The following is a 23,564-nucleotide window of genomic DNA, read 5'->3' on the forward strand; positions in this document are numbered from 1 at the left end:
GCCCTTCCCGACGTGCTGAGGAGAACGGGGTGCGCACCGCTCGCGGCGCGCACCCCGGTCACCGTACAACTGGTGTGCTACTTGGCGATCTTGCGCTCGACCGCGGCCTTGACCAGACCCGCGAACAAGGGGTGCGGGCGGGTCGGACGCGAGCGCAGCTCCGGGTGCGCCTGGGTGGCGACCAGGTACGGGTGGACCTCGCGCGGATACTCCACGTACTCCACGAGCTTCCCGTCGGGCGAGGTGCCCGAGAAGACGATCCCGGCCTTCTTCTCCAGCTCCGCGCGGTAGGCGTTGTTCACCTCGTAGCGGTGGCGGTGGCGCTCCTCGACGTACTCCTTGTCGTCGTACACCTCCCGCACGATCGACCCCTCGGCCAGCTTCGCCGGGTACATGCCCAGCCGCATCGTGCCGCCCATGTCGCCGTCGCCCGCCACGATGTCGAGCTGCTCGGCCATGGTGGAGATGACCGGGTGCGCGGTCGCCGAGTCGAACTCGGTGGAGTTGGCGTCCTGGATGCCGGCCAGGTTGCGGGCGGCTTCGATGACGATGCACTGGAGGCCGAGGCAGAGGCCGAGGAGGGGGATCTTCTGTTCTCGGGCGTACTGGATGGCGCCGACCTTGCCGGCGACGCCGCGGTCGCCGAAGCCGCCGGGGATGCAGATCGCGTCGGTGTCGGCGAGCTGGGCGGCGGCGCCCGCGGGGGTCTTGCAGTCGTCGGAGGTGACCCATTTGATCTTCACGCGGGCCTTGTTGGCGAAGCCGCCGGCGCGCAGGGCCTCGGTGACGGAGAGGTAGGCGTCGGGGAGGTCGATGTACTTGCCGACCAGGGCCATGGTGATCTCGTGGTCGGGGTTGTGGACGCGGTCGAGGAGGTCGTCCCAGGTGGTCCAGTCGACGTCGCGGAAGGGCAGGTCGAGTTTGCGGACGACGTAGGCGTCGAGGCCCTCGCCGTGGACGGTCTTGGGGATGTCGTAGATGGAGCGGGCGTCGGGGCAGGCGACGACGGCGGCTTCGTCGACGTCGCACATCAGGGAGATCTTCCGCTTGATGGCGGTGGGGACCTCGCGGTCGCAGCGCAGGACGATCGCGTCGGGCTGGATGCCGATGTTGCGCAGGGCGGCCACCGAGTGCTGGGTGGGCTTGGTCTTCAGTTCGCCGGAGGGGCCGATGTAGGGCAGGAGCGAGATGTGGACGACGAAGACGTTGTCGCGGCCGACCTCGTGGCGGACCTGGCGGACGGTCTCCAGGAACGGCAGTGACTCGATGTCGCCGACGGTGCCGCCGACCTCGGTGATGACGACGTCGACGGCGTCGGTGGCCATCCGGCGGATGCGGTGCTTGATCTCGTTGGTGATGTGCGGGATGACCTGCACGGTGTCGCCGAGGTACTCGCCGCGGCGTTCCTTGGCGATGACGGTGGAGTAGACCTGGCCGGTGGTGACGTTGGCCGAGCCGTCGAGGTCGCGGTCGAGGAAGCGTTCGTAGTGGCCGATGTCGAGGTCGGTCTCGGCGCCGTCGTTGGTGACGAACACCTCACCGTGCTGGAAGGGGTTCATCGTGCCGGGGTCGACGTTCAGGTACGGGTCGAGCTTCTGCATCACGACGCGCAGCCCGCGGGCCTTGAGCAGCATGCCGAGGCTGGAGGCCGTCAGGCCCTTCCCGAGGGAGGACGCGACACCCCCGGTGACGAAGATGTGCTTGGTCGTCGAGGAATTGGACGGCATGGCCAAGACGGGGCTCCCGTGGTCGCGGTCTGGGGGTGCGGTACGGCCGCCGGCCCGGATTTTCCGGGGGTGCCGTCGCTGCGGTTCGGGGGTTTTTCTCCCACCGGTCCACGGGCTACCAGGGTATCAGCGCCTCAGAGCGATGGCTTCCGGCCACACTCCGCACACATGTCGACACGAGACCCGCCCGATCTCACGGCTTTCTCACCCGTCGCTCACCCGATCGGTGGACTCGGGTTGTCCGGAGCGGCACGCAGATCATCTACGTGCGTCGTATCCTGCTCGGACGTTCTCTGCCGGGTCCGTCCGGCCATACGGCACCACCCCCGCCCGTTGGCACCGGAACAACAAGAGCCCGTCAGTTGGTTGAGGAGAAATTGTCGTTTTGCCACACGGCTTGACGACTGCTTTGCTTCAGCACTCAACGACGTAAGACAGAACCCCTTGACCGCACCAGCGACCGCCCCCATGGGCGTGACGTGGCCGTTCGACTGGAGTTGCACGTGGCCGGGCGCATCGAAGATTACGCACTCATCGGAGACATGCAGACCGCCGCACTGGTCTGCCGGGACGGCACAGTCGACTGGCTGTGCCTGCCCCGCTTCGACTCGCATGCCATCTTCGCCGGGCTGCTGGGCACCGAGGAACACGGCTTCTGGCGGCTCGGCCCGGCGCACGCGTCGGACGCCGAACCGCCCACCGCGAACCGCCGTACCTACCGGGGCGACTCACTCATCCTGGAGTCCGAGTGGGACACCCCGCGCGGCACCGTACGCGTGACCGATTTCATGCCCCCGCGAGACGGCGCACCCCAGCTGATCCGCATCGTGGAGGGCGTCTCGGGCCGCGTCCCGATGCGCTCGGCCCTGCGGATGCGGTTCTCCTACGGGCGGGTCGTGCCGTGGGTGCACAAGCACGACGGGCGGACCGTCGCCGTCGCGGGACCCGACTCGGTGTGGTTCGACACGTCGGCCGAGACCTACGGGAAGTCCCTGACGACGTACGCCGACTTCACCGTCGCCCCGGGTGACCGGATCGCGTTCACCATCTCCTGGGAGCCCTCGCACAAGGAGCCCCCGGCCCTGCCCGAGCCCGAGGCCTCGCTCGTCGCGACCGAGGAGTTCTGGCGCGAGTGGGTGGAGCACTGTACGTACCACGGGCCCTACCGGGAGGCCGTGATCCGCTCCCTGATCACCCTCAAGGCCCTCACCTACGGCCCCACCGGCGGCATCGTCGCCGCCCCCACCACCTCCCTGCCCGAGGACATCGGCGGCGTCCGCAACTGGGACTACCGCTACACCTGGCTGCGGGACGCGGCGATCACGCTCTCCTCGCTGCTGCGCACCGGCTACCGCGAGGAGGCCCGCGCCTGGCGCGAGTGGCTGCTGCGCGCGGTGGCGGGCGACCCCGAGAACCTCCAGATCATGTACGGCATCGCCGGGGAACGGGAGCTGGGCGAGGCCGAGCTGGACTGGCTGCCCGGCTACGAGAACTCCGCGCCGGTGCGCGTCGGCAACGGCGCCGCCCACCAGCTCCAGCTGGACGTCTACGGCGAGGTCACCGAGGCCCTGCACCTGGGCCACATGACGGGCCTGGCCCGCAACGACTACGCCTCGCTGCTCCAGCTCAAGCTGATCCGCTACCTGGAGCAGCACTGGGACGAGCCGGACGAGGGCATCTGGGAGGTGCGCGGCCCGCGCCGCCACTTCGTGCACTCCAAGGTGATGGCCTGGGTCGCCGTCGACCGCACGATCAAGCTGATCGAGTCGGGCGACGCCGACGGCCCGCTGGAGCGGTGGCGCGAGCTGCGCGACGACATCCACCGGGACGTCTGCGAGAAGGGGTACGACAAGGAGCGCAACACCTTCACGCAGTCGTACGGCTCGAAGGAGCTGGACGCGTCGCTGCTGCTGATCCCGCAGATGGGCTTCCTGCCGCCGGACGACAAGCGGGTCATCGGCACCATCGAGGCGATCCAGCGCGAGCTGTCCACGCCGGACGGCTTCATCCTGCGCTACCCGACCGAGGGCGAGAGCGAGGGCGTCGACGGCCTCCCCGGCGACGAGGGCGCCTTCCTGGCCTGCTCGTTCTGGATGGCGGACGACCTCGCGATGATCGGCCGCGTGGACGAGGCCCGCAAGCTGTTCGAGAAGCTCCTCGCCCTCCGCAACGACCTCGGCCTCCTCGCCGAGGAGTGGGACCCGGTCAACCAGCGCCAGGTGGGCAACTTCCCGCAGGCCTTCAGCCACGTCCCGCTGATCGACACGGCCCTGCGCCTGACGGCGTCGGGAGCGTACGGAGGCTGACCCGCCCCGCCCCTGGAGAACCCGCCCGCCCCGGAACCCCCGGGGGGCGGGTTCTTCCGTACTAGGGGGCGGCGGAACGGGGTGGAAACCTTCCGTGCGCCGGGCCGGGCCACCAAAGGCGGGTTCCTCACCGGCGGCCCCGATGCCCGCCGACGCCCGCCCGATGCCCCGTCCGCGCCCACCGGGGCTGACCGGACGGCATCCGCGCAGGTAGCGTCCGCTTCATGGACAGCGGATTCGACACCCCGGGCGCCGGGATCACCGTTCGGCGGGCGCTGGAACTCCCCGGGCTGCGCAGCGGGCTGCCCGAGGTGCTCGCGGGCGCGGAGCGGCTGCACCGCACCGTGCGCTGGGTGCACGCGGGCGAGGTGCCCAACATCGCCTCGTTGCTCAAGGGCGGCGAGCTGCTGCTGACCACCGGATACGGTCTCGGCACCCGCCCGGCCGACCAGCGGGCGTTCGTGCGCACCCTGGCCGAGCGGGGCATTGCGGCCCTCGTGGTGGAGCTGGGCCCGCGCTTCACCCGGCTGCCCGCCGCCCTCGTCGACACCGCGCGCACGACCGGTCTTCCGCTCGTCCAGCTGCACCGCGAGGTGCCGTTCGTGACGGTCACCGAGGAGATCCACACCGAGATCGTCAACGGGCACTACGCGTTGCTCCAGCGCGCCGAGGAGGTGCACAGGCGGTGCACCGAGGCGCTGCTCGGCGGGGGCGGGGTGCCGCAGGTCCTCGGCATCCTCGCCGACTTCAGCGGCAACCCGGTCTTCCTTGAGACCCCCGAGGGACAGCTCCTGTACGCGGCGGGGGCGGGACCCGAGGGCGCCGACCCGCTCCAGGTGTGGGAGGGGCTGCGCGCCCAGCACAAGGACGACCCGCCGGCCGGTTCCGCGCTGGTGGACGTGCCGGGCGGCGGCCCCGGCACCGGTGCGGTACGGGCCAGGCTGGTGCTGCTGCCGGTGCGCGCTCCGCTGACGCCGGTGCACCGGATGGCGGCCGAGCGGGCCGCCGGCATCCTCGCCGTGGTGCTGATGCAGGCCCGGCAGGAGGAGGAGTTGGCGGCCCGGGGGCGCGGCGACTTCCTCACCGATCTCGCCGAGGGCCGGATCGCCGCCGAGGACGCGCCCGCGCAGGCGCGCGTGCTGGGCTTCAAGCCGGGCCGCAGCCCGCTGCTGCCGGTCGTCATGCGGCTGGCTGATGCGCTGGTGCCAGGCGGCGGCTGGGCGGTCCTGGCGCGCGCGGTCGCCGAGGAGCTGACCGCGGTGGGCGTGCCGGTGCTGCTGGGGGTGCGGCCCGTGGAGGGCCGGGTGCCGCTGCTGGTGGGGCTGCGGTCGGAGTCGGAGCGGCCCGCGGTCGCCGACCGGGTCGCGGCGGCGCTGCGGGCGGGCGTGGAGCGGGCCGGGATGCAACGGCCGGGCGCGCGGCCCCCGGTGGTGGTGGTCGGGGTGGCGGGCGGCTGGGCGGCGGCCTCGGCGGGGCTGCGGCACGCGGCGGAGACGGCGACCGCGGCGCAGGGCCTCGCGGACCGGCCCTGGTACGACGCGCGGCGACTGGACATCGATCTGCTGCTGTGGCGGCTGCGCGACCACCAGGACCTGGCCGCTTTCGTGGACCGGGCGATCGGCCCGCTGCGCGATCACGACGTGCGCTCACGGCCGCCGCTGCTGCCGACCCTGGAGACCTATCTGGCGCACGCGGGCCGCAAGGCGGAGACCGCCCGTGAACTGCACCTCAACCGGCAGACCCTCTACAACCGCCTCGCCCGCATCGGCGAGTTGCTCGGCACCGACCTCGACGACCCGCAGACGGTACTGGCGTTGAGCCTGGCGCTGCGCGCCCGACGGCATGTGACCTGAGCGGTCGGCAGCTGACCCGGACGTTCAGATCAGCGGCAGAGGGCGCGTCAACTCGTCGTACACGCTGAGCACTTGGGCGACGGTCTCGTCCTCGGTCGGCCAGGTCGCCGCCTGCCGGGCGCCCTTCTCCCGCATCAGGGCCCGCCGTTCGGGATCGCCGAGGAGGCGGACGACGGTGTCGGCGAGGGCGACGGCGTCGCCGTACGGGACCAGTTCGGCCGCGTCGCCGACGAGTTCGGGGATGCCGCCGACGTCGGTGGCGACCAGCGGCACGCGCGCGTGCAGGGCCTCCTGCGCGAGCACAGAACGGGCCTCCCAGCGGCTGGGCAGCAGCGCGAGGTCGGCGGCGGCGATCAGGTCGGAGACGTCGTCCCGGCCGCCGATCAGCCGGACGGGCAGTTCCTCGTCGTCGATACGGTGCTGGAGTTCGGCCCGCAGCGGGCCCTCCCCCGCGATCGCGACCAGCGGCCCGGGGTCGAGGCGGCACCAGGCGCGGGAGGCATCCAGGAGCGTGTGGTAGCCGCGGTGCCGGTCGAGGGAGCCGACGGCCATCAGCAACGGGCGGTCGAGGGCGCCGAGTTCGGCCCGCACCTTGGAGCGCAGCCCGTCCAGGTCCTCGGCGTCCGCGATCCGGCGGGGCGCGGGCAGCGCGACGGCGGCCAGCCTGGCGTCGCGGGCGCCGGTGCCGCGGGCCCGGTCGACCAGGGCCGAGGTGGTGCCGAGCACCACGGCGGCGGCCCGCACGACCCGTCGTTCCAGGAGGCGCACCAGGTGGGCGCGGGCGCCCTCGGCGTGCGCGCGGTCGTGCCAGGTGACGACCAGCGGGGTGTGCCGTCCGCTGAGGGCGAGGACGGCGCGGAAGGACGCGTGCAGCCCGTGCGCGTGGACCAGGTCGGCGTCCTTGCAGGCTTCCCTGAGCATCGCCACGGACGCCGGGTCGCTGCTGCGCGGCACGTGCACGTGGTCGGCGCCCGCGCCGGTGAAGTCGTAGGCGCGGTCGGCCTCACCGGGGGCGCACACCGTCACCCGCACGCCCCGTGCGACGAGCCCGAGGGCCAGCGACCGCACGTGCGCGCTGCTGCCGGCGTTGCCTCCGCCCAGCACCTGCACGGTGCGCAGCGGAGACTGGCCGGTCGGTGAGTGGCTGCTCACGAGGCTCACGTGGCCGGGGCTCCTGGTTCGGCGTGGGACGGTCACGAAGAAAGTACAGAAGGATCGAGCGGAGAGGGTGAGCCGCGCGGATTCCTCCACGTACTCGGTCAAGGATGCCAGCACGTACGGGTGTTCCGGGAACGACAAGGGCGGAACGTCTGCCCGTACCGGTAGGACACTTCACCCTTTCGAGTGACAGAACAAGCGGCTCCGATGACGGAACGACCGCCTCCGCTCACGGCACCGGGGGACGGGCTCACTCCCGGTCCCACTCCCCGCTCCGCCGCCGGGGCCCCGCACCGGATCCCGGTCAGGACCTCGCTCCGGCCCCCCACTTCGCACCCACCGCGAGCCCCTCCCGACACCCGGCCACAAGCCCCTCGGCTGCCCGCGCCCTAGGAAGGGAAACCCACCGGGCACCGAGGGGGACGGAGACTCACCGGACCGACCTGCCGGACGGACCGGAGGGCGACGGCCCGACGGGCCCGACGGACGGAGCCCGGGGCAAGCCGCCCTACGGCGGCCGATGGCAGGCGGCCCGCCGAACGGACCTCGCGGGGAACGGCCTGCGGAGGGACCGGCGGCAGGCGGGCAGACGGCCCGGGGAGCGACCGACGGCAGGCGGGCAGACGCCCGCCGCCCGCCGGGCCGCTGTCGGCCCGCCGGACCGCTGTAGGCCCTCCAGACCGCTATCCGTCAGCCCGAGCCGTCGCGAGGAGTTCCTCCGCGTGGGCCCTGGCCGTCTCCGAGTCCTCCTGGCCGGCCAGCATCCGGGACAACTCCCGTACCCGGTCCTCCCCTTCGAGGACCTTCACGCCCGACCTGGTGACCGATCCGTCGTTCGTCTTCTCGACCAGCAGCTGCCGGTCGGCGAACGCGGCGACCTGCGGGAGGTGGGTCACCACCACGACCTGTGCGGACTTGGCGAGCTTGGCGAGCCGGCGGCCGATCTCGACCGCGGCCTTGCCGCCGACGCCCGCGTCGACCTCGTCGAAGAGGTACGTCGGCACCGGGTCCGTGCCGGCGAACACGACCTCGACGGCGAGCATCACCCGGGACAGCTCACCGCCGGACGCGCCCTTGGCGATGGGCCGCGGCGGCGCCCCGGGATGCGGGGCGAGCAGCAGCTCGACCTCGTCGGCACCGGACGGTCCGTACGCGACCGTCCGTCCGCCGACCTCGATGCCGGCCGCCTCCTCGGTGGTCTCGGTCTGCCGGATGTCGAACGACACGCGCGCGTGCGGCATCGCGAGGGAGGCAAGCTCCGCCGTCACGGCCGCCGCGAACCGCTCCGCCGTCTCCGTCCTGGCGTCCGTCAACGCCTGGGCGAGGACGCTCAGTTCGGCGCGCAGGGTGTCGCGTTCCGCGGTCAGCTCGCCGATCCGCTCGTCGTCGCCGTCCAGTTCGGTCAGCCGGGCCGCGCTCTCCTCGGCCCAGGCCAGCACCGAGGCGATGTCGTCGCCGTACTTGCGGGTCAACGCGCCGAGCGCGGCCCGCCGTTCCTCGACGGCCGCGAGCCGCAGCGGGTCGGCGTCCAAGTCGTCGGCGTATCCGGCCAGTTCGCCCGCGACGTCGCCGAAGAGGATGCCGATCTCGCCGATCCGGTCGGCGAGCGCGGACAGCGCCGGGTCGTGCGAGCGCACGGCCTCCAGGGCCCGCTGGGCGCCCGCGACGAGCGTCGCCGCGTCGATGCCCTCGGGGTCCTCCGGGTTGCCCGCGAGCGCGGCGTGCGCGATCGTCGCGGCCGACGCGAGGGCCTCCGCGTGCCCGAGCCGCTCGGCCTCCTCGGCCAGCTCCACGTCCTCACCGGCGCGCGGTTCGACGCCCGCGATCTCGTCGAGTCCGTAGCGCAGCCGGTCGGCCTCCTGGGCCCGCTCCCGCGCCCGGGTGACGATCTCGTCCAGCTCGACGGCGACGGCCCGCAGCCGCCGGTACGCCTCGGTGTACCGGGCGAGCGGCCCGACGACGGCGTCACCGGCGTACCGGTCGAGCGCCTGCCGCTGCCTGGACAGCTTCAGCAGCCCCTGCTGGTCGGTCTGACCGTGCACGGCCACCAGGTCGTCGGCCAGCTCGGCCAGCAGCCCCACGGGCACGCTGCGCCCGCCGACATGGGCCCGGGACCGCCCCTCGGCCGAGACCGTCCTGCTGATCAGCAGCGCCCCGTCGTCCAGCTCGGCACCGGCCTCCTCGGCGCGCCGGACGGCGCTCGCGCCCGGGGGCACCGAGATCCGCCCCTCGACGACCGCCTTCTCGGCGCCGATCCGCACCAGCGCCGGATCGGCGCGACCGCCCAGCAGCAACCCGAGGCTGGTGACCACCATGGTCTTGCCCGCGCCCGTCTCACCGGTGACTGCGGTGAACCCGGGCGACAGCTCGACGACAGCGTCGTCGATGACCCCGAGCGACCGTATCCGCATCTCCTCCAACACGCCCCCGACCATACGAGGTTTTGCCCGCGGTGCGCGAAGCGGCCCCACCCGACCGGGGAGGCCGCGGGTCGTTACTTACCGGCGGGCTCCTCGTTGGCTACTGCCGCGCGCCCCGCCAGCCGGCCACCGGCAGGGCGAACTTGGCGACCAGCCGGTCGGTGAACGAGGCGTGGTGCAGCCGGGCGAGACGGACCGGGACGGCGCCCCTGCGCACCTCGACCCGGGCCCCGGGCGGCAGCTCGAAGGTCCGCCGCCCGTCGCACCACAGCACCCCGGGCGGGATGTGCGGCAGCAGCTCGACGGCGAGCACCGAGTCGGGCGAGGTGACCAGCGGCTTCGCGAACAGGGCGTGCGCGCTGATCGGCACCATCAGCAGCGCCTCCACCTCGGGCCACACCACGGGACCGCCGGCCGAGAACGCGTAGGCGGTGGAGCCGGTGGGCGTGGACAGGACAATGCCGTCGCAGCCGAACCCGGTCACCGGCCGGCCGTCGATCTCCAGCACCACTTCGAGGAGCTTCTCGGCGCCCGCCTTCTGCACGGCGGCCTCGTTCAGGGCCCAGTCGGTGTGCACGATGTCGCCGTTGCGGTGCACGACGACGTCGACGGTCATCCGCTCCTCGACCTCGTACGCCTTCGTCACCACCCGGTCGACGACCTTGTCGAGGTCGTCCCGCTCGGCCTCCGCGAGGAAGCCGACGCTGCCGAGGTTGACGCCGAGCATCGGCACCCCGGACGCCCGCGCGAACTCGGCGCCGCGCAGCAGCGTCCCGTCGCCGCCGAGGACGATCAGCAGCTCGCAGCCCTCGAGGCACTGCGGGGTGGCCTCCTGGACCAGCTCGACCTGGTCGGGCAGCGGCAGGTCACGCGCCTCGTACTCCAGGACCCGGACGATGATGCCCTCACGCAGCAGCCCCTTGACGACCAGCTCGGCGCTGCGGATCGCAGCGGGCCTGCCGGTGTGGGCGAGCAGGAAAACAGTACGAACTCGGTTCTGCGTCAACGCGGTCCCTCCGCCACTGCACGGTCAACGTCGGCCGGGTCAAGCTCGGGTGCCCCGGCCCGCAGCCACAGAAAGTACTCGACATTCCCGGACGGCCCCGGCAGCGGGCTCGCGGTGACGCCCCTGACCCCGAGCCCGAGGTCCCACGCCCGCCCCGCCACGCCCCGCACGGCCTCGGCCCGCAGCTGCGGGCTGCGCACCACTCCCCCGCTCCCCAGCCTTTCCTTCCCGACCTCGAACTGCGGCTTGACCATCATCACCAGGTCGGCGTCCGGCTTCACGCACCGCTTCAGGGCGGGCAGCACCAGCCCCAGCGGGATGAAGGACAGATCGCCCACGACAAGATCCACAGGTTCCCCATCGATCGCTTCAAGCGTCAACTCGCGTACGTTCGTACGGTCCTTGACGGTGACGCGTTCATCGCTGCGCAGAGTCCAGGCGAGTTGTCCGTATCCGACGTCGACGGCGACGACGTGCGCGGCGCCCGCCCGCAACAGGACGTCGGTGAAGCCGCCGGTCGAGGCGCCGGCGTCCAGTGCCCTGCGCCCCTCGACGGCCAGTCCGAGCGGCACGAACGCGGCGAGCGCCCCGGCGAGCTTGTGGCCGCCGCGGGAGACGTAGTCGGGGTCGCCGTCGTCGTCGCGGACCACGATGGGGGCGGCGGTCTCCACCTGGGTGGCCGGTTTGGTCGCGAGGGTCTTGCCGACGCTGACCCGCCCCGCGGCGATCAGCTGACTGGCGTGCTCCCGGGATCGCGCGAGTTTCCGGCGGACCAGTTCCGCGTCCAGACGGCGACGTGCGACTCCTGCCACGGTGCGTTCAGCTCCTGCTCTGGTACGGCGACGGGGGCGCCGGAGGTCCCGGACGGGCGTCGAGCGCGGTGAGCGCGTCGCGCAGCCCCCGGTGTACATCCTCGTACACCTCGACGTGTCCGTCCGTGGCGAGGTGGTCGGCGTCGGCCAGCCGCTCCAGGCGGGCGTCCACCTCGGCGTCGCCGGTGGGGGTCAGGCCCACCTCGAGGGGAGCCGGGGCTGCGGGCTCGGGCTCGGGCCCGGCCTGCGCCCGCTGCTCGGACCCGGCCTGCGGCACTGTGTCGCTCATGCCCCGACGCTACCCCGAAGGGCTGCGGTACCGTCGGTGCCGATGGCCACGATCGAGGAGTGCCGCGCCGCACTCGACAAGCTCTCCGACAGCATGCAGCGCGCCGAGGGCGACGTCCGCACGGCAGCCGCCATGGACCGCTCCGTCAGCTGCCGGATCACCGACCTCGACGTCACGTTCCTCGGCCGCCTGACCGGCGGCCGGATCGAGGTGGACCGCACGGTTCAGGGGCCGCCGCCCGAGAAGGCGCAGATCAGGCTCGCCCTGACCGGCGACGACCTTCTCGCGATGGTCGGCGGCGAGCTGAACTTCGCCAAGGCGTGGGGTTCGGGCCGGGTGAGACTGGAGGCGGGCGTGCGCGACCTGCTGCGGCTCAGGAAACTCCTGTAGCGGCGGTTTCCGTTCCGCGAGCCGCCCGCGCTCGTCGTCCCGGGCGGTGTCGCGCGGTCGCCCGCCCGGTCCGAGTGCTTCCGTCACCGGCGGCTCACGACGCGTCCGTGGCGGCCACCTTCTCCTTCGCGCCCGCCCCGGGGCCGTCCTTGGGCGCGGCGCCCGCCTCGCGCGCCGGGCGTCCCGCCTTCGCGCCCTCGCGTGCCTTGCGGGCGGCGGGCACCACCAGCGGGGTCCCGGTCTCCGGGTCGTCGATCACCTGGCAGCGCAGCCCGAAGACCTCCTCGACGAGTCCCGCCGTGACGATGTCCTTGGGGGCGCCCTCGGCGATGATCCGTCCCTCGCGCAGCGCGATGAGGTGCGTGGCGTAGCGGGCCGCGTGGTTGAGGTCGTGCAGCACCGCGACCAGCGTGCGGCCCTGCTCCTCGTGGAGTTCGGCGCACAGGTCGAGGACGTCGATCTGGTGCTGGATGTCGAGATAGGTGGTCGGCTCGTCGAGCAGCAGCAGCGGGGTCTGCTGGGCGAGCGCCATGGCGATCCAGACGCGCTGGCGCTGGCCGCCGGACAGCTCGTCGACGTACCGGTCGGCGAGTTCGGCGACCCCGGTCTGCGCCATGGACTCCCGTACGACGCGCTCGTCCTCGGTGGACCACTGGCGCAGGATGCCCTGGTGCGGGTAGCGGCCGCGGCCCACCAGGTCGGCGACGGTGATGCCGTCGGGCGCGATCGAGGACTGCGGCAGCAGGCCGAGGGTGCGGGCGACCTTCTTCGCCGGCATCGACTGGATGACCTGCCCGTCCAGCAGCACCTGCCCGACGTTGGGCTTCAGCATCCGCGACAGCGCCCGCAGCAGCGTGGACTTGCCGCACGCGTTGGGTCCGACGATCACGGTGAAGGAGTTGTCGGGGATCTCCACCGAGAGTTGCTCGGCGATGACCCGCTGGTCGTAGGCGAGGGTGACCTTCTCGGCGGACAGGCGGTTCACGGTGCTCCTTGGGTTGTTCGGCCCGCTGACGGGGAGGGGGTTGGCGCTCATATCCGGCCCGCCCTGCGCTCGGTGACCAGCAGCCACAGCAGATAGACACCGCCGAGGACTCCGGTGATCACTCCGACCGGGATCTGTCCGGCGCCGAAGGCCTTCTGCGAGGCCCAGTCGGCGACGACGAGCAGGGCGGCGCCCATGCAGAGCGAGGCCAGCAGATTGGGTCCGGGCGCGCGGGTCAGCCTGCGGGCGAGCTGGGGCGCGGTGAGGGCGACGAAGCTGACCGGGCCCGCGGCGGCGGTGGCGCTGGCGGTGAGCAGCACGGCGGCGATCATCAGCAGCGCCCGCACCCGCTCGACCCTGACCCCGAGGGCGTGCGAGACGTCGTCGCCCATCTCCATCAGCCGCAGCCCGCGCGCGTTGCCGAGGACGAGCGGGACGAGGACGGCGCACAGGGCGAGCAGCGGCCAGACCTGTGCCCAGTTGCGGCCGTCGAGGGAGCCGGTCATCCATACGACGGCGCGGGCCGCGTCGACGATGTCGGAGACGGTCATCAGATAGCCGTTGACGGCGGTGACGACCGCGGAGACACCGATGCCGACCAGCACGAGCCGGTAGCCGTGCACGCCCTGCTTCCAGGCGAGCAGGTAGATGCTGACGCCGGTGACCAGACCGCCGACCAGCGCGCCCGCGGTGACCTGGGCGGCGCTGCCGGAGAACAGCACGATCACGACGAGCGCCCCGGCGGTCGCGCCCTGGCCGAGGCCGAGCACGTCCGGGCTGCCCAGCGGGTTGCGGGTGACGGCCTGGAAGAGGGCGCCGCCGAGCCCGAGGGAGGCGCCGACCAGCAGCCCCACCAGGACCCGGGGCAGCCTCAGTTCGTTGACGATGAACTCCTGTCCGGCGTTGCCGCCGCCGAACAGCGTCCTGACCACGTCGGCCGCCGGGATCGCGAAGTCCCCGGTGCCGATCAGCACCACGCCCGCGGCGAGCGCGGCAAGCAGCAGCAGGCCGACGACGATGACGGACCGGACGTCGAGCCGCACCGAGAGCCCGCCGGGCGACCTCAGGACTCGGTTGCTCCTCACAGCTGGGCCGTCCTTCGCCGTCGTACCAGGTAGATGAAGACCGGCCCGCCGATGATCGCGGTGACGATGCCGACCTGGAGCTCCGAGGGCCGGGCGACGATCCGGCCGACGACGTCGGAGCCGAGCAGCAGCACCGGCGACAGGATCGTGGCGTACGGCAGGATCCAGCGCAGGTCGGGTCCGGTGAAGGAGCGCACGATGTGCGGGACCATCAGGCCGACGAAGACGATCGGGCCGCAGGCGGCGGTGGTCGCTCCGCACAGCACGGTGGCGGCGAGCATGGCCAGCGCCCGGGTGCGGTTGAGGTGGGCGCCGAGGGCCTTGGCGGTGTCGTCGCCCATCGCGAGCGCGTTCAGCGGGCGGGCCAGCGAGAGGGCGAGGAGGGTGCCGGCCGCGAGGAACGGCAGCACCTGGAGGATCGTTTCGTTGTCCGCGGAGGCGAGTGAACCGACCGTCCAGAAGCGCATCTTGCCCAGCGCCGCCTGGTCCGTGATCATCACGGCCTGGAGGTAGCCGTAGAGCGCGGCGCTGATCGCGGTGCCGGCGAGCGCGAGCCTGACCGGTGTCGCGCCCCGGCTGCCGCCGAGCACCCAGACCAGCGCCCCCACGGCGGCGGCACCGGCGAACGCGAACCACACGTACCCGCTGAGCGAGGTGACGCCGAAGAACGTCATCGCGGTGACGACGGCGGCGGAGGCGCCCGCGTTGATGCCGAGCAGCCCGGGGTCGGCCAGCGGATTGCGGGTCAGCGCCTGGAGGACGGCCCCGGACAGGCCGAGCGCGGCACCGGCGAGCAGCCCGAGCAGGGTGCGGGAGAGCCGCTCCGCGACCACGACGTCGCCGTAGCCGCCGGTGTCCTCGAAGAGGCCGTGCCAGACCTGCGCAAGGGACAGTTCTTTCGCGCCGATCGCGATGCTCGCCGACGCGACGAGCACCAGGACGACGAGGGACAGGAGGAGCCCGACGGCACGTATCGCCCGTCGACCTGGGGGCGCGGGTGGGGCTTCCGCGCGCGGTTCGGGGGGACTCTCGACCAACACCCGGTTAGGTTAGCCTACCCTCGCATCTCCCTTCGATCCCTGGCCGTGCCCGTCCTCCGATGCACAGCGAACCGGCGGTGTGGCCCGGCTCACAGCCCCAGCCGGTCGAGTGCCTTCGTGGCCTCCAGCGCGCACGTGCCGTCCCCCGCCGCCGTCCAGGCCGCCGCGCAGAGGGCGCGCAGCCCGTCCAACGCCCCGCCCTCACCGTCGAGTTCCAGCCTCTCCGGGCCCGCCGTCGCCGTCCAGCCACCGCACCGGAATCCGTCGCCCGCCTCGACGACCTCCGGCTGCCCGGTCAGCAGTCCGCGCAGGTCGGCGTCGACATAGGTGGGCCGGTGGTGCGGCGGCGCGGCGAGCAGTTGGGCGCCGTCGGTGACTCCGGTGAGGACGAGCAGGGAGTCCACCTCGCCGTTGAACGCGCCCTCGATGTCCGTGTCGAGGCGGTCCCCGACGACCAGCGGACGCTTCGCGCCGGTCCGCAGGATCGTCTCCCGGTGCATCGGCGGCAGCGGCTTCCCCGCGACCTGCGGCTCGGCGCCCGTCGCGATCCTCACGACCTCGACCGCCGCGCCGTTGCCCGGCGCGATCCCGCGCGCGCTGGGGATCGTCAGATCGGTGTTGGAGGCGTACCAGGGCAGCCCGCGCGCGATGGCGTACGCCGCCTCGGCGAACCGCCCCCAGGGCAGCTCGGGCCCGCCGTAGCCCTGCACCACGGCCACCGGCTCGTCCTCGGCCGACTCGACGGGTTCCAGGCCGCGCTCGCGCAGCGCCACCCGCAGCCCCTCCCCGCCGATCACCAGCACCCGCGCGCCCGCGGGGACCTGATCGCTGATCAGCCGCGCGACCGCCTGCGCCGAGGTGATCACGTCATCGGCGTCCGTCGGTATGCCCAGCTCGGTGAGGTGGCCGGCCACCGCGTCAGGTGTCCGCAGCGCGTTGTTGGTGACATAGGCGAGGTGCAGACCGCCCGCGCGGGCGGTGGCCAGCGACTCAACGGCGTGCGCGATGGCGTTGCCGCCCGCGTACACCACCCCGTCCAGGTCGAGCAGCGCCGTGTCGTACGCCTCGCTCAGGGCCTGCCCACTGCCCTCGGGCCTCGTCCTGACGACCTGGCTCATTCCGCATCGCTCCTCGTTCGACGGCCTTCTCCGGCTTTCCCCCGATCATCCCCCACGGCACTGACAGACGTACGATGCCGGGATGAACTCAGCAGGTCACTCGGAAGCGACGGCGCCCCGAGGACTGGAACTCACCCCGTTCCGAGGCCTTCGCTACGACCCCGACCGGGTCGGCAACCTGGCCGCCGTCACCTCACCGCCGTACGACGTCGTCGTCCGCCCCGACGGCCTGCACCATCTCCAGGACTCCGATCCGCACAACATCGTCCGGCTGATCCTGCCGCAGGCGACCAGCCCCGGCGCCCGCAACGAACAGGCCGCCGAGACCCTGCGCCGCTGGGTCGCCGAGGGCGTCCTGACCACCGACCCGTCACCCGGCCTGTACGTGTACGAGCAGGACGACGGCGACGGCATGCTGCAACGCGGTCTCATCGGCGCCCTGCGCGTCTCCGACCCCGCCGACGGCGTGGTCCTGCCGCACGAGGACGTCATGCCGCACGTGGTCGCCGACCGGGCTGCCCTGATGCGGGCCACCTCCGCGAACCTCGAACCCCTGCTGCTGACCTACCGGGGCGACGACCGCACGGCGGTCACCGCCAAGCTCATCGAACGGACGGCCGAACAGCCCCCGCTGCTCGCCACCACCACCGACGACGGCTTCAGCCACCGCCTGTGGTCCCTCACCGACCCCGCCGACCTGGCCACGATCCGCTCCGACCTGGCCGGCCACCAGGCCCTGATCGCCGACGGCCACCACCGCTGGGCGACCTACCGGCGGCTGCGCGCGGAACACCCGTCCCCGAGCCCCTGGGACCACGGCCTGGTCCTCCTGGTCGACACGGTCCGCTACCCGCTCCGGGTGCGCGCCATCCACCGGCTGCTGCACACCCTCCCGGTGGCCGACGCGGTCGCCGCCCTCGACGGCCTGTTCCGGGTCCGCCGCCTGGACGTCCCGCTGCCCGGAGCGCTGGCCGCGCTGGCCGAGGCGTCCGGTGCGGGCAACGCGTTCCTGCTGGCGGGCGACGGCGCCTTCCACCTCGTCGACCGCCCCGACCCCGACCTCCTCGCCCGCACGGTCCCGACCGGCCACCCGGAGGCCTGGCGCACCCTGGACGCGACGGTCCTGCACGCCACACTCCTCGACCACGTCTGGCACATCCCCGAGGACTCCCCCGCCCACATCGCCTACATCCACGACACGGCGGCCACGGTGGAGAAGGCGGAACGCGACGGCGAGACGGCGGTCCTCATGCACCCGGTGCGCGAGGAGGTCGTCCGCGAACTGGCCCGCCAGGGCGTCACGATGCCCCGCAAGTCGACGTCGTTCGGCCCGAAACCGGCGTCGGGACTGGTGCTGCGCGCACTGGAACTGTGACGGCACGCGGGTAGGTGCGCGCGGTGCGAGATCACGGGAATCGCGAGGATGACGAGGATGACGAAAAAGGGGCGGGATCCGGATGGCTCCGGATCCCGCCCCTTCTGTTCAGACATCAGTCCTTGTCGTCAACGTCCTTGTCGACCTTGACGTCGTCGGCCTTGACGTCGTCGACCTCATCAACGCCGTCAACGTCATCGCTGTCGTCGTCAACGTCATCAACGTCGTCGCCGTCTTCGATGGCGTCAACCTCGTCATCGTCAACGTGGTCAACCTCGTCAACCTCATCGAGAGTGTTGACGGGGTTGACGGTGTCGATGGCGTCCTCGTCGTCCTCGACAAGGGCGTCGACGAACTCGACACCGTCCAGTTCGGCGAGCCGGTCGGAGGCGTCGGTGCTGCTGTCACGGTCGGCCTCGACGGCCTTCGCGAACCACTCCCGGGCCTCGCCGTTGCGGCCGGCCGCGAGGAGCGCGTCCGCGTAGGCGTACCGCAGTCGCGCGGTCCACGGCTGGATGGAGTGGGAGGCAAGCTCCGGGCTCTGGAGGGTGACGATGGCCGCGTCGAGCTGGTCCATGTCACGCCGGGCGCCGGCGGCGACGAGCCGCATCTCGACCTGGCCTGCCTTGTCCAGCTTGTGCACCTCGGCGGCGCCCGCCATGTCCAGGGCCTTCTCCGGACGCCCGAGCCCACGCTCGCAGTCCGCCATGACGGGCCACAGCTCGACACCGCCGGTCATCCGGCGCGCCGCCCGGAACTCGGCGAGCGCCTCGGAGTACTTCTGGTTGGCGTACGCCGCGAACCCACCGGCCTCGCGGACGGCGGCGACACGGGACGCGAGCCGCAGGGCGACCTTGGAGTAGGCGTAGGCGGCTTCGGGGTCCTCGTCGATGAGCCGGGCGACCATCACCAGGTTCTTGGCGACGTCCTCGGCAAGGGTCTTGGGCAGGCTCTGGAGCTCCTGCTTGACGTCCTTGTCGATCTCCTCGCCGGTGACGTCCTCGGGGATCGGCAGCCGCTTGATGGGCTCGCGGTCACGGTCCCGATCGCGGTCGTCCCGGCCCCGGTATCCACCACGGTCGCCGCCTCGGTCGTCACGCCCGCGGTAGCCGCCACGGTCGTCACGACGCGGTCCACGGTCCCCACGGTCGTCGCGGCCCCGGTACCCACCGCGGTCGCCGCCACGGTCATCGCGCCGGTCGTCCCGACGGTTGTCGTCGCGCCCACGGTAGCCGCCGCGGTCGTCGCCCCGATCGTCACGACGGAACGCGGGCCGCTCCCCCTCACGCCGGAAGCCACCGCCTCGGTCATCCCGCCGACTGTCGTCCCGCCGGAAGGGCGGACGGTCGCCACCACGGTCGTCACGACGGTCATCGCGACGGAACGGGGGACGGTCGCCACCACGATCGTCACGTCGGTCGTCGCGGCGGAAGGCGGGTCGGTCGCCGTCACGGCGGAAGCCGCTACCGCCGCGGTCGTCACGACGGGGCCCGCTGGGACGGTCGTCGCGACGGAACCCACCACGGTCACCGCCACGATCATCACGGCGGTCGTCACGGCGGAAGGGCGGACGGTCGCCACCGCGATCGTCACGTCGGTCGTCACGGCGGAACGGGGAACGGTCGCCACCGCGATCGTCGCGCCGGTCGTCCCGACGGAAGGGCGGGCGGTCGCCGCCGCGGTCATCGCGCCGGTCATCGCGGCGCACGAAGCCACCACGGTCCTGGCCGCCTCGGTCATCGCGCCGGAAGGGCGGACGGTCGCCGCCACGGTCGTCGCGCCGGTCGTCACGGCGGAACGGGGGACGGTCGCCACCTCGGTCATCGCGTCGGTCGTCGCGGCGGAAGGCGGGTCGGTCGCCGTCACGGCGGAAGCCACTGCCGCCGCGGTCGTCACGACGGGGCCCGCTGGGACGGTCGTCACGACGGAACCCACCACGGTCACCGCCACGGTCGTCTCGCCGGCTGTCGTCACGTCGGTCGTCCCGGCGGAAGGCCGGCCGGTCGCCGTCACGGCGGAAGCCACTACCGCCACGGTCGTCGCGACGGGGTCCGCTGGGACGGTCGTCACGGCGCGGACCGCTCGGGCGGTCGTCGCGGCGACCGTAGCCACCGCGGTCGTTGCCGCCCCGGTCGCTACCGCCGCGGTCGTTGCCACGGCGGTCATCGCGGGGACGGTCATCGCGACGGTCGTTGGCACCACGGTCGTAGCCGCGACTGGGGCCGCCGCGGTAGCCACCACGGTCACCTCGGTCACCACTGTCCCGTCGCCGCTGGTCGCGCTCCGGTCGGTCGTCGGGAGAGTTGGTGGACATGGGTGACTCCTGTCTTCGGTACTGCAAGCATTGTAAAAACAAAAGGACCCCTGGTCCCAGCTGAACGCTGGGACCAGGGGTCCTTCAAAAATTGTTCGGCGGCGTCCTACTCTCCCACAGGGTCCCCCCTGCAGTACCATCGGCGCTGTAAGGCTTAGCTTCCGGGTTCGAAATGTAACCGGGCGTTTCCCTCACGCTATGACCACCGAAACCCTAATGGTTTCGAGCGAACAAGCACACTCTTTAATTGTGTGTTCAGCTCTCAGCCGGCAACGGTCGTTGCCTCAGAACTAACACAGTGGACGCGAGCAACTGAGGACAAGCCCTCGGCCTATTAGTACCGGTCACCTCCACACGTTACCGTGCTTCCAGATCCGGCCTATCAACCCAGTCGTCTACTGGGAGCCTTAACCCATCAAGTGGGTGGGAGTCCTCATCTCGAAGCAGGCTTCCCGCTTAGATGCTTTCAGCGGTTATCCCTCCCGAACGTAGCCAACCAGCCATGCCCTTGGCAGGACAACTGGCACACCAGAGGTTCGTCCGTCCCGGTCCTCTCGTACTAGGGACAGCCCTTCTCAAGACTCCTACGCGCACAGCGGATAGGGACCGAACTGTCTCACGACGTTCTAAACCCAGCTCGCGTACCGCTTTAATGGGCGAACAGCCCAACCCTTGGGACCGACTCCAGCCCCAGGATGCGACGAGCCGACATCGAGGTGCCAAACCATCCCGTCGATATGGACTCTTGGGGAAGATCAGCCTGTTATCCCCGGGGTACCTTTTATCCGTTGAGCGACGGCGCTTCCACAAGCCACCGCCGGATCACTAGTCCCGACTTTCGTCCCTGCTCGACCCGTCGGTCTCACAGTCAAGCTCCCTTGTGCACTTACACTCAACACCTGATTACCAACCAGGCTGAGGGAACCTTTGGGCGCCTCCGTTACTCTTTAGGAGGCAACCGCCCCAGTTAAACTACCCATCAGACACTGTCCCTGATCCGGATCACGGACCCAGGTTAGACATCCAGCACGACCAGACTGGTATTTCAACGACGACTCACACCGAACTGGCGTCCGATGATCAAAGTCTCCCAGCTATCCTACACAAGCCGAACCGAACACCAATATCAAACTGTAGTAAAGGTCCCGGGGTCTTTCCGTCCTGCTGCGCGAAACGAGCATCTTTACTCGTAGTGCAATTTCACCGGGCCTATGGTTGAGACAGTCGAGAAGTCGTTACGCCATTCGTGCAGGTCGGAACTTACCCGACAAGGAATTTCGCTACCTTAGGATGGTTATAGTTACCACCGCCGTTTACTGGCGCTTAAGTTCTCAGCTTCGCCGAGACGAATCTCGACTAACCGGTCCCCTTAACGTTCCAGCACCGGGCAGGCGTCAGTCCGTATACATCGCCTTACGGCTTCGCACGGACCTGTGTTTTTAGTAAACAGTCGCTTCTCGCTGGTCTCTGCGGCCACCCCCAGCTCACCGTGTAAAACGGATCACCAGACGTGGCCCCCCTTCTCCCGAAGTTACGGGGGCATTTTGCCGAGTTCCTTAACCATAGTTCACCCGAACGCCTCGGTATTCTCTACCTGACCACCTGAGTCGGTTTAGGGTACGGGCCGCCATGAAACTCGCTAGAGGCTTTTCTCGACAGCATAGGATCATCCACTTCACCACAATCGGCTCGGCATCAGGTCTCAGCCATGTGTGCGACGGATTTACCTACCGCACGGCCTACACCCTTACCCCGGGACTACCATCGCCCGGGATGGACTACCTTCCTGCGTCACCCCATCACTCACCTACTAACCGCTTGGTCCGGCGGCTCCACCACTCCCCTCAACTCCGAAGAGATCAGGGCGGCTTCACGGCCTTAGCATCACGATGCTCGATGTTTGACGCTTCACAGCGGGTACCGGAATATCAACCGGTTATCCATCGACTACGCCTGTCGGCCTCGCCTTAGGTCCCGACTTACCCTGGGCAGATCAGCTTGACCCAGGAACCCTTAGTCAATCGGCGCACACGTTTCCCACGTGTGTATCGCTACTCATGCCTGCATTCTCACTCGTCAACCGTCCACAACTCGCTTCCGCGGCTGCTTCACCCGGCAGACGACGCTCCCCTACCCATCACAGCGGGCGTTGGCCCTCATGCTGCAATGACACGACTTCGGCGGTACGCTTGAGCCCCGCTACATTGTCGGCGCGGAATCACTAGACCAGTGAGCTATTACGCACTCTTTCAAGGGTGGCTGCTTCTAAGCCAACCTCCTGGTTGTCTGTGCGACTCCACATCCTTTCCCACTTAGCGTACGCTTAGGGGCCTTAGTCGATGCTCTGGGCTGTTTCCCTCTCGACCATGGAGCTTATCCCCCACAGTCTCACTGCCGCGCTCTCACTTACCGGCATTCGGAGTTTGGCTAAGGTCAGTAACCCGGTAGGGCCCATCGCCTATCCAGTGCTCTACCTCCGGCAAGAAACACACGACGCTGCACCTAAATGCATTTCGGGGAGAACCAGCTATCACGGAGTTTGATTGGCCTTTCACCCCTAACCACAGGTCATCCCCCAGGTTTTCAACCCTGGTGGGTTCGGTCCTCCACGAAGTCTTACCTCCGCTTCAACCTGCCCATGGCTAGATCACTCCGCTTCGGGTCTTGAGCATGCTACTAAAAACGCCCTGTTCGGACTCGCTTTCGCTACGGCTTCCCCACACGGGTTAACCTCGCAACACACCGCAAACTCGCAGGCTCATTCTTCAAAAGGCACGCAGTCACGAGGCAAGCACAAGTGCTTGCCCGACGCTCCCACGGCTTGTAGGCACACGGTTTCAGGTACTATTTCACTCCGCTCCCGCGGTACTTTTCACCATTCCCTCACGGTACTATCCGCTATCGGTCACCAGGGAATATTTAGGCTTAGCGGGTGGTCCCGCCAGATTCACACGGGATTTCTCGGGCCCCGTGCTACTTGGGTGTCTCTCAAACGAGCCGCTAATGTTTCAGCTACGGGGGTCTTACCCTCTACGCCGGACCTTTCGCATGTCCTTCGCCTACATCAACGGTTTCTGACTCGTCTCACGGCCGGCAGACCATGAAAGAGAGATCCCACAACCCCGTATACGCAACCCCTGCCGGGTCTCACACGCATACGGTTTGGCCTCATCCGGTTTCGCTCGCCACTACTCCCGGAATCACGGTTGTTTTCTCTTCCTGCGGGTACTGAGATGTTTCACTTCCCCGCGTTCCCTCCACTTGCCCTATGTGTTCAGACAAGGGTGACAGCCCATGACGACTGCCGGGTTTCCCCATTCGGAAACCCCCGGATCAAAGCCTGGTTGACGACTCCCCGGGGACTATCGTGGCCTCCCACGTCCTTCATCGGTTCCTGGTGCCAAGGCATCCACCGTGCGCCCTTAAAAACTTGGCCACAGATGCTCGCGTCCACTGTGCAGTTCTCAAACAACGACCAGCCACCCATCACCCCCGGCAACAACCGGAGTTCACTGGGGCCGGCAACTGAAGGAAAAATCATTCCCTCAGACACCCAACAGCGTGCCCGACACAGTCAGTCCATGATGTTCACGTTCCACGCCGAAGCAGTACTAGCAAACCCATCAGACTTTCCGTGCCGAGTAGTCAACGTTCCACCCATGAGCAACCAGCACCGGACATTCGCC

At 70.2% G+C, this 23,564-nt stretch carries 15 protein-coding genes, 2 rRNA genes and 1 pseudogene; 4 read left to right on the forward strand and 14 right to left on the reverse strand.

What is annotated here, in order from left to right:
• Positions 1-77: 77 nt before the first annotated feature.
• On the reverse strand, positions 78-1,727 hold the full coding sequence (locus DDJ31_RS08420) for a CTP synthase (RefSeq protein ID WP_127180909.1): 1,650 nt from the start codon (positions 1,725-1,727) through the stop codon (positions 78-80).
• Positions 1,728-2,230: 503 nt separating this feature from the next.
• Here DDJ31_RS08420 and DDJ31_RS08425 point away from each other — a divergent pair.
• Both DDJ31_RS08425 and DDJ31_RS08430 read left to right on the forward strand, forming a co-directional pair.
• Positions 2,231-4,033: a glycoside hydrolase family 15 protein gene (locus DDJ31_RS08425; protein ID WP_127180908.1), complete on the forward strand. Its 1,803-nt coding sequence runs from the start codon at positions 2,231-2,233 to the stop codon at positions 4,031-4,033.
• Positions 4,034-4,257: 224 nt separating this feature from the next.
• On the forward strand, positions 4,258-5,886 hold the full coding sequence (locus DDJ31_RS08430; protein ID WP_127180907.1) for a PucR family transcriptional regulator: 1,629 nt from the start codon (positions 4,258-4,260) through the stop codon (positions 5,884-5,886).
• A gap of 24 nt (positions 5,887-5,910) precedes the next feature.
• On the opposite strand, the gene DDJ31_RS08435 is transcribed toward DDJ31_RS08430, so the two are convergent.
• The 5 genes from DDJ31_RS08435 to DDJ31_RS08455 all read right to left on the reverse strand — a co-directional run bounded on the left by DDJ31_RS08435 (position 5,911) and on the right by DDJ31_RS08455 (position 11,571).
• Positions 5,911-7,047, reverse strand: coding sequence for a glycosyltransferase family 4 protein (locus DDJ31_RS08435; RefSeq protein ID WP_164785018.1), 1,137 nt, complete (start codon positions 7,045-7,047; stop codon positions 5,911-5,913).
• 680 nt (positions 7,048-7,727) lie between these two features.
• Complete coding sequence (recN, locus tag DDJ31_RS08440; RefSeq protein WP_171480789.1) at positions 7,728-9,479, reverse strand: DNA repair protein RecN; 1,752 nt, start codon at positions 9,477-9,479, stop codon at positions 7,728-7,730.
• 85 nt (positions 9,480-9,564) lie between these two features.
• The gene (locus DDJ31_RS08445; RefSeq protein WP_127180906.1) at positions 9,565-10,470 is read right to left on the reverse strand and encodes an NAD kinase; all 906 of its coding nucleotides are present in this window, start codon (positions 10,468-10,470) and stop codon (positions 9,565-9,567) included.
• Entirely contained in the window at positions 10,467-11,282 is an 816-nt protein-coding gene (locus DDJ31_RS08450) for a TlyA family RNA methyltransferase (protein ID WP_127180905.1), read from the reverse strand. Before DDJ31_RS08450 ends, DDJ31_RS08445 begins: the two co-directional genes overlap by 4 nt.
• A 7-nt stretch (positions 11,283-11,289) precedes the next feature.
• Positions 11,290-11,571, reverse strand: a complete 282-nt coding sequence (locus DDJ31_RS08455) for a hypothetical protein (protein ID WP_127180904.1) — start codon at positions 11,569-11,571, stop codon at positions 11,290-11,292.
• 42 nt (positions 11,572-11,613) lie between these two features.
• Between DDJ31_RS08455 and DDJ31_RS08460 the strand changes: the two genes are divergently transcribed.
• Positions 11,614-11,961 (forward strand): SCP2 sterol-binding domain-containing protein, encoded by a 348-nt coding sequence (locus DDJ31_RS08460; RefSeq protein ID WP_127180903.1) that lies wholly within the window; start codon positions 11,614-11,616, stop codon positions 11,959-11,961.
• 94 nt (positions 11,962-12,055) lie between these two features.
• On the opposite strand, the gene DDJ31_RS08465 is transcribed toward DDJ31_RS08460, so the two are convergent.
• The 4 genes from DDJ31_RS08465 to DDJ31_RS08480 all read right to left on the reverse strand — a co-directional run bounded on the left by DDJ31_RS08465 (position 12,056) and on the right by DDJ31_RS08480 (position 16,189).
• Complete coding sequence (locus DDJ31_RS08465; protein WP_127180902.1) at positions 12,056-12,997, reverse strand: ABC transporter ATP-binding protein; 942 nt, start codon at positions 12,995-12,997, stop codon at positions 12,056-12,058.
• A complete protein-coding gene (locus DDJ31_RS08470; RefSeq protein WP_127180901.1) occupies positions 12,994-14,031 on the reverse strand; it encodes a FecCD family ABC transporter permease in 1,038 nt (345 codons plus the stop codon). Before DDJ31_RS08470 ends, DDJ31_RS08465 begins: the two co-directional genes overlap by 4 nt.
• A complete protein-coding gene (locus tag DDJ31_RS08475; RefSeq protein ID WP_127180900.1) occupies positions 14,028-15,071 on the reverse strand; it encodes a FecCD family ABC transporter permease in 1,044 nt (347 codons plus the stop codon). Before DDJ31_RS08475 ends, DDJ31_RS08470 begins: the two co-directional genes overlap by 4 nt.
• Positions 15,072-15,160: 89 nt before the next feature.
• Positions 15,161-16,189 carry an HAD hydrolase-like protein gene (locus DDJ31_RS08480; RefSeq protein WP_127180899.1) on the reverse strand — a complete coding sequence of 343 codons (1,029 nt, stop codon included), beginning with the start codon at positions 16,187-16,189 and terminating at the stop codon, positions 15,161-15,163.
• An 82-nt stretch (positions 16,190-16,271) separates the two neighbouring features.
• Here DDJ31_RS08480 and DDJ31_RS08485 point away from each other — a divergent pair, with 82 nt between their 5' ends.
• The gene (locus DDJ31_RS08485; RefSeq protein WP_127180898.1) at positions 16,272-17,564 is read left to right on the forward strand and encodes a DUF1015 domain-containing protein; all 1,293 of its coding nucleotides are present in this window, start codon (positions 16,272-16,274) and stop codon (positions 17,562-17,564) included.
• Positions 17,565-17,679: 115 nt separating this feature from the next.
• Here DDJ31_RS08485 and DDJ31_RS08490 read toward each other — a convergent pair whose 3' ends face one another.
• The 4 genes and pseudogenes from DDJ31_RS08490 to DDJ31_RS08505 all read right to left on the reverse strand — a co-directional run bounded on the left by DDJ31_RS08490 (position 17,680) and on the right by DDJ31_RS08505 (position 23,314).
• Positions 17,680-18,579, reverse strand: coding sequence for a tetratricopeptide repeat protein (locus tag DDJ31_RS08490; protein WP_206280834.1), 900 nt, complete (start codon positions 18,577-18,579; stop codon positions 17,680-17,682).
• A gap of 762 nt (positions 18,580-19,341) precedes the next feature.
• A pseudogene (locus DDJ31_RS40005) lies at positions 19,342-19,857 on the reverse strand (tetratricopeptide repeat protein); the annotation flags it as partial.
• A 114-nt stretch (positions 19,858-19,971) separates the two neighbouring features.
• A 5S ribosomal RNA gene (gene rrf / locus DDJ31_RS08500) occupies positions 19,972-20,088 on the reverse strand.
• 104 nt (positions 20,089-20,192) lie between these two features.
• Positions 20,193-23,314, reverse strand: a 23S ribosomal RNA gene (locus tag DDJ31_RS08505).
• Between the last annotated feature and the right edge of the window lie 250 nt (positions 23,315-23,564).

This window comes from Streptomyces griseoviridis (assembly GCF_005222485.1).
Taxonomy (GTDB): Bacteria; Actinomycetota; Actinomycetes; order Streptomycetales; family Streptomycetaceae; genus Streptomyces; species Streptomyces hintoniae.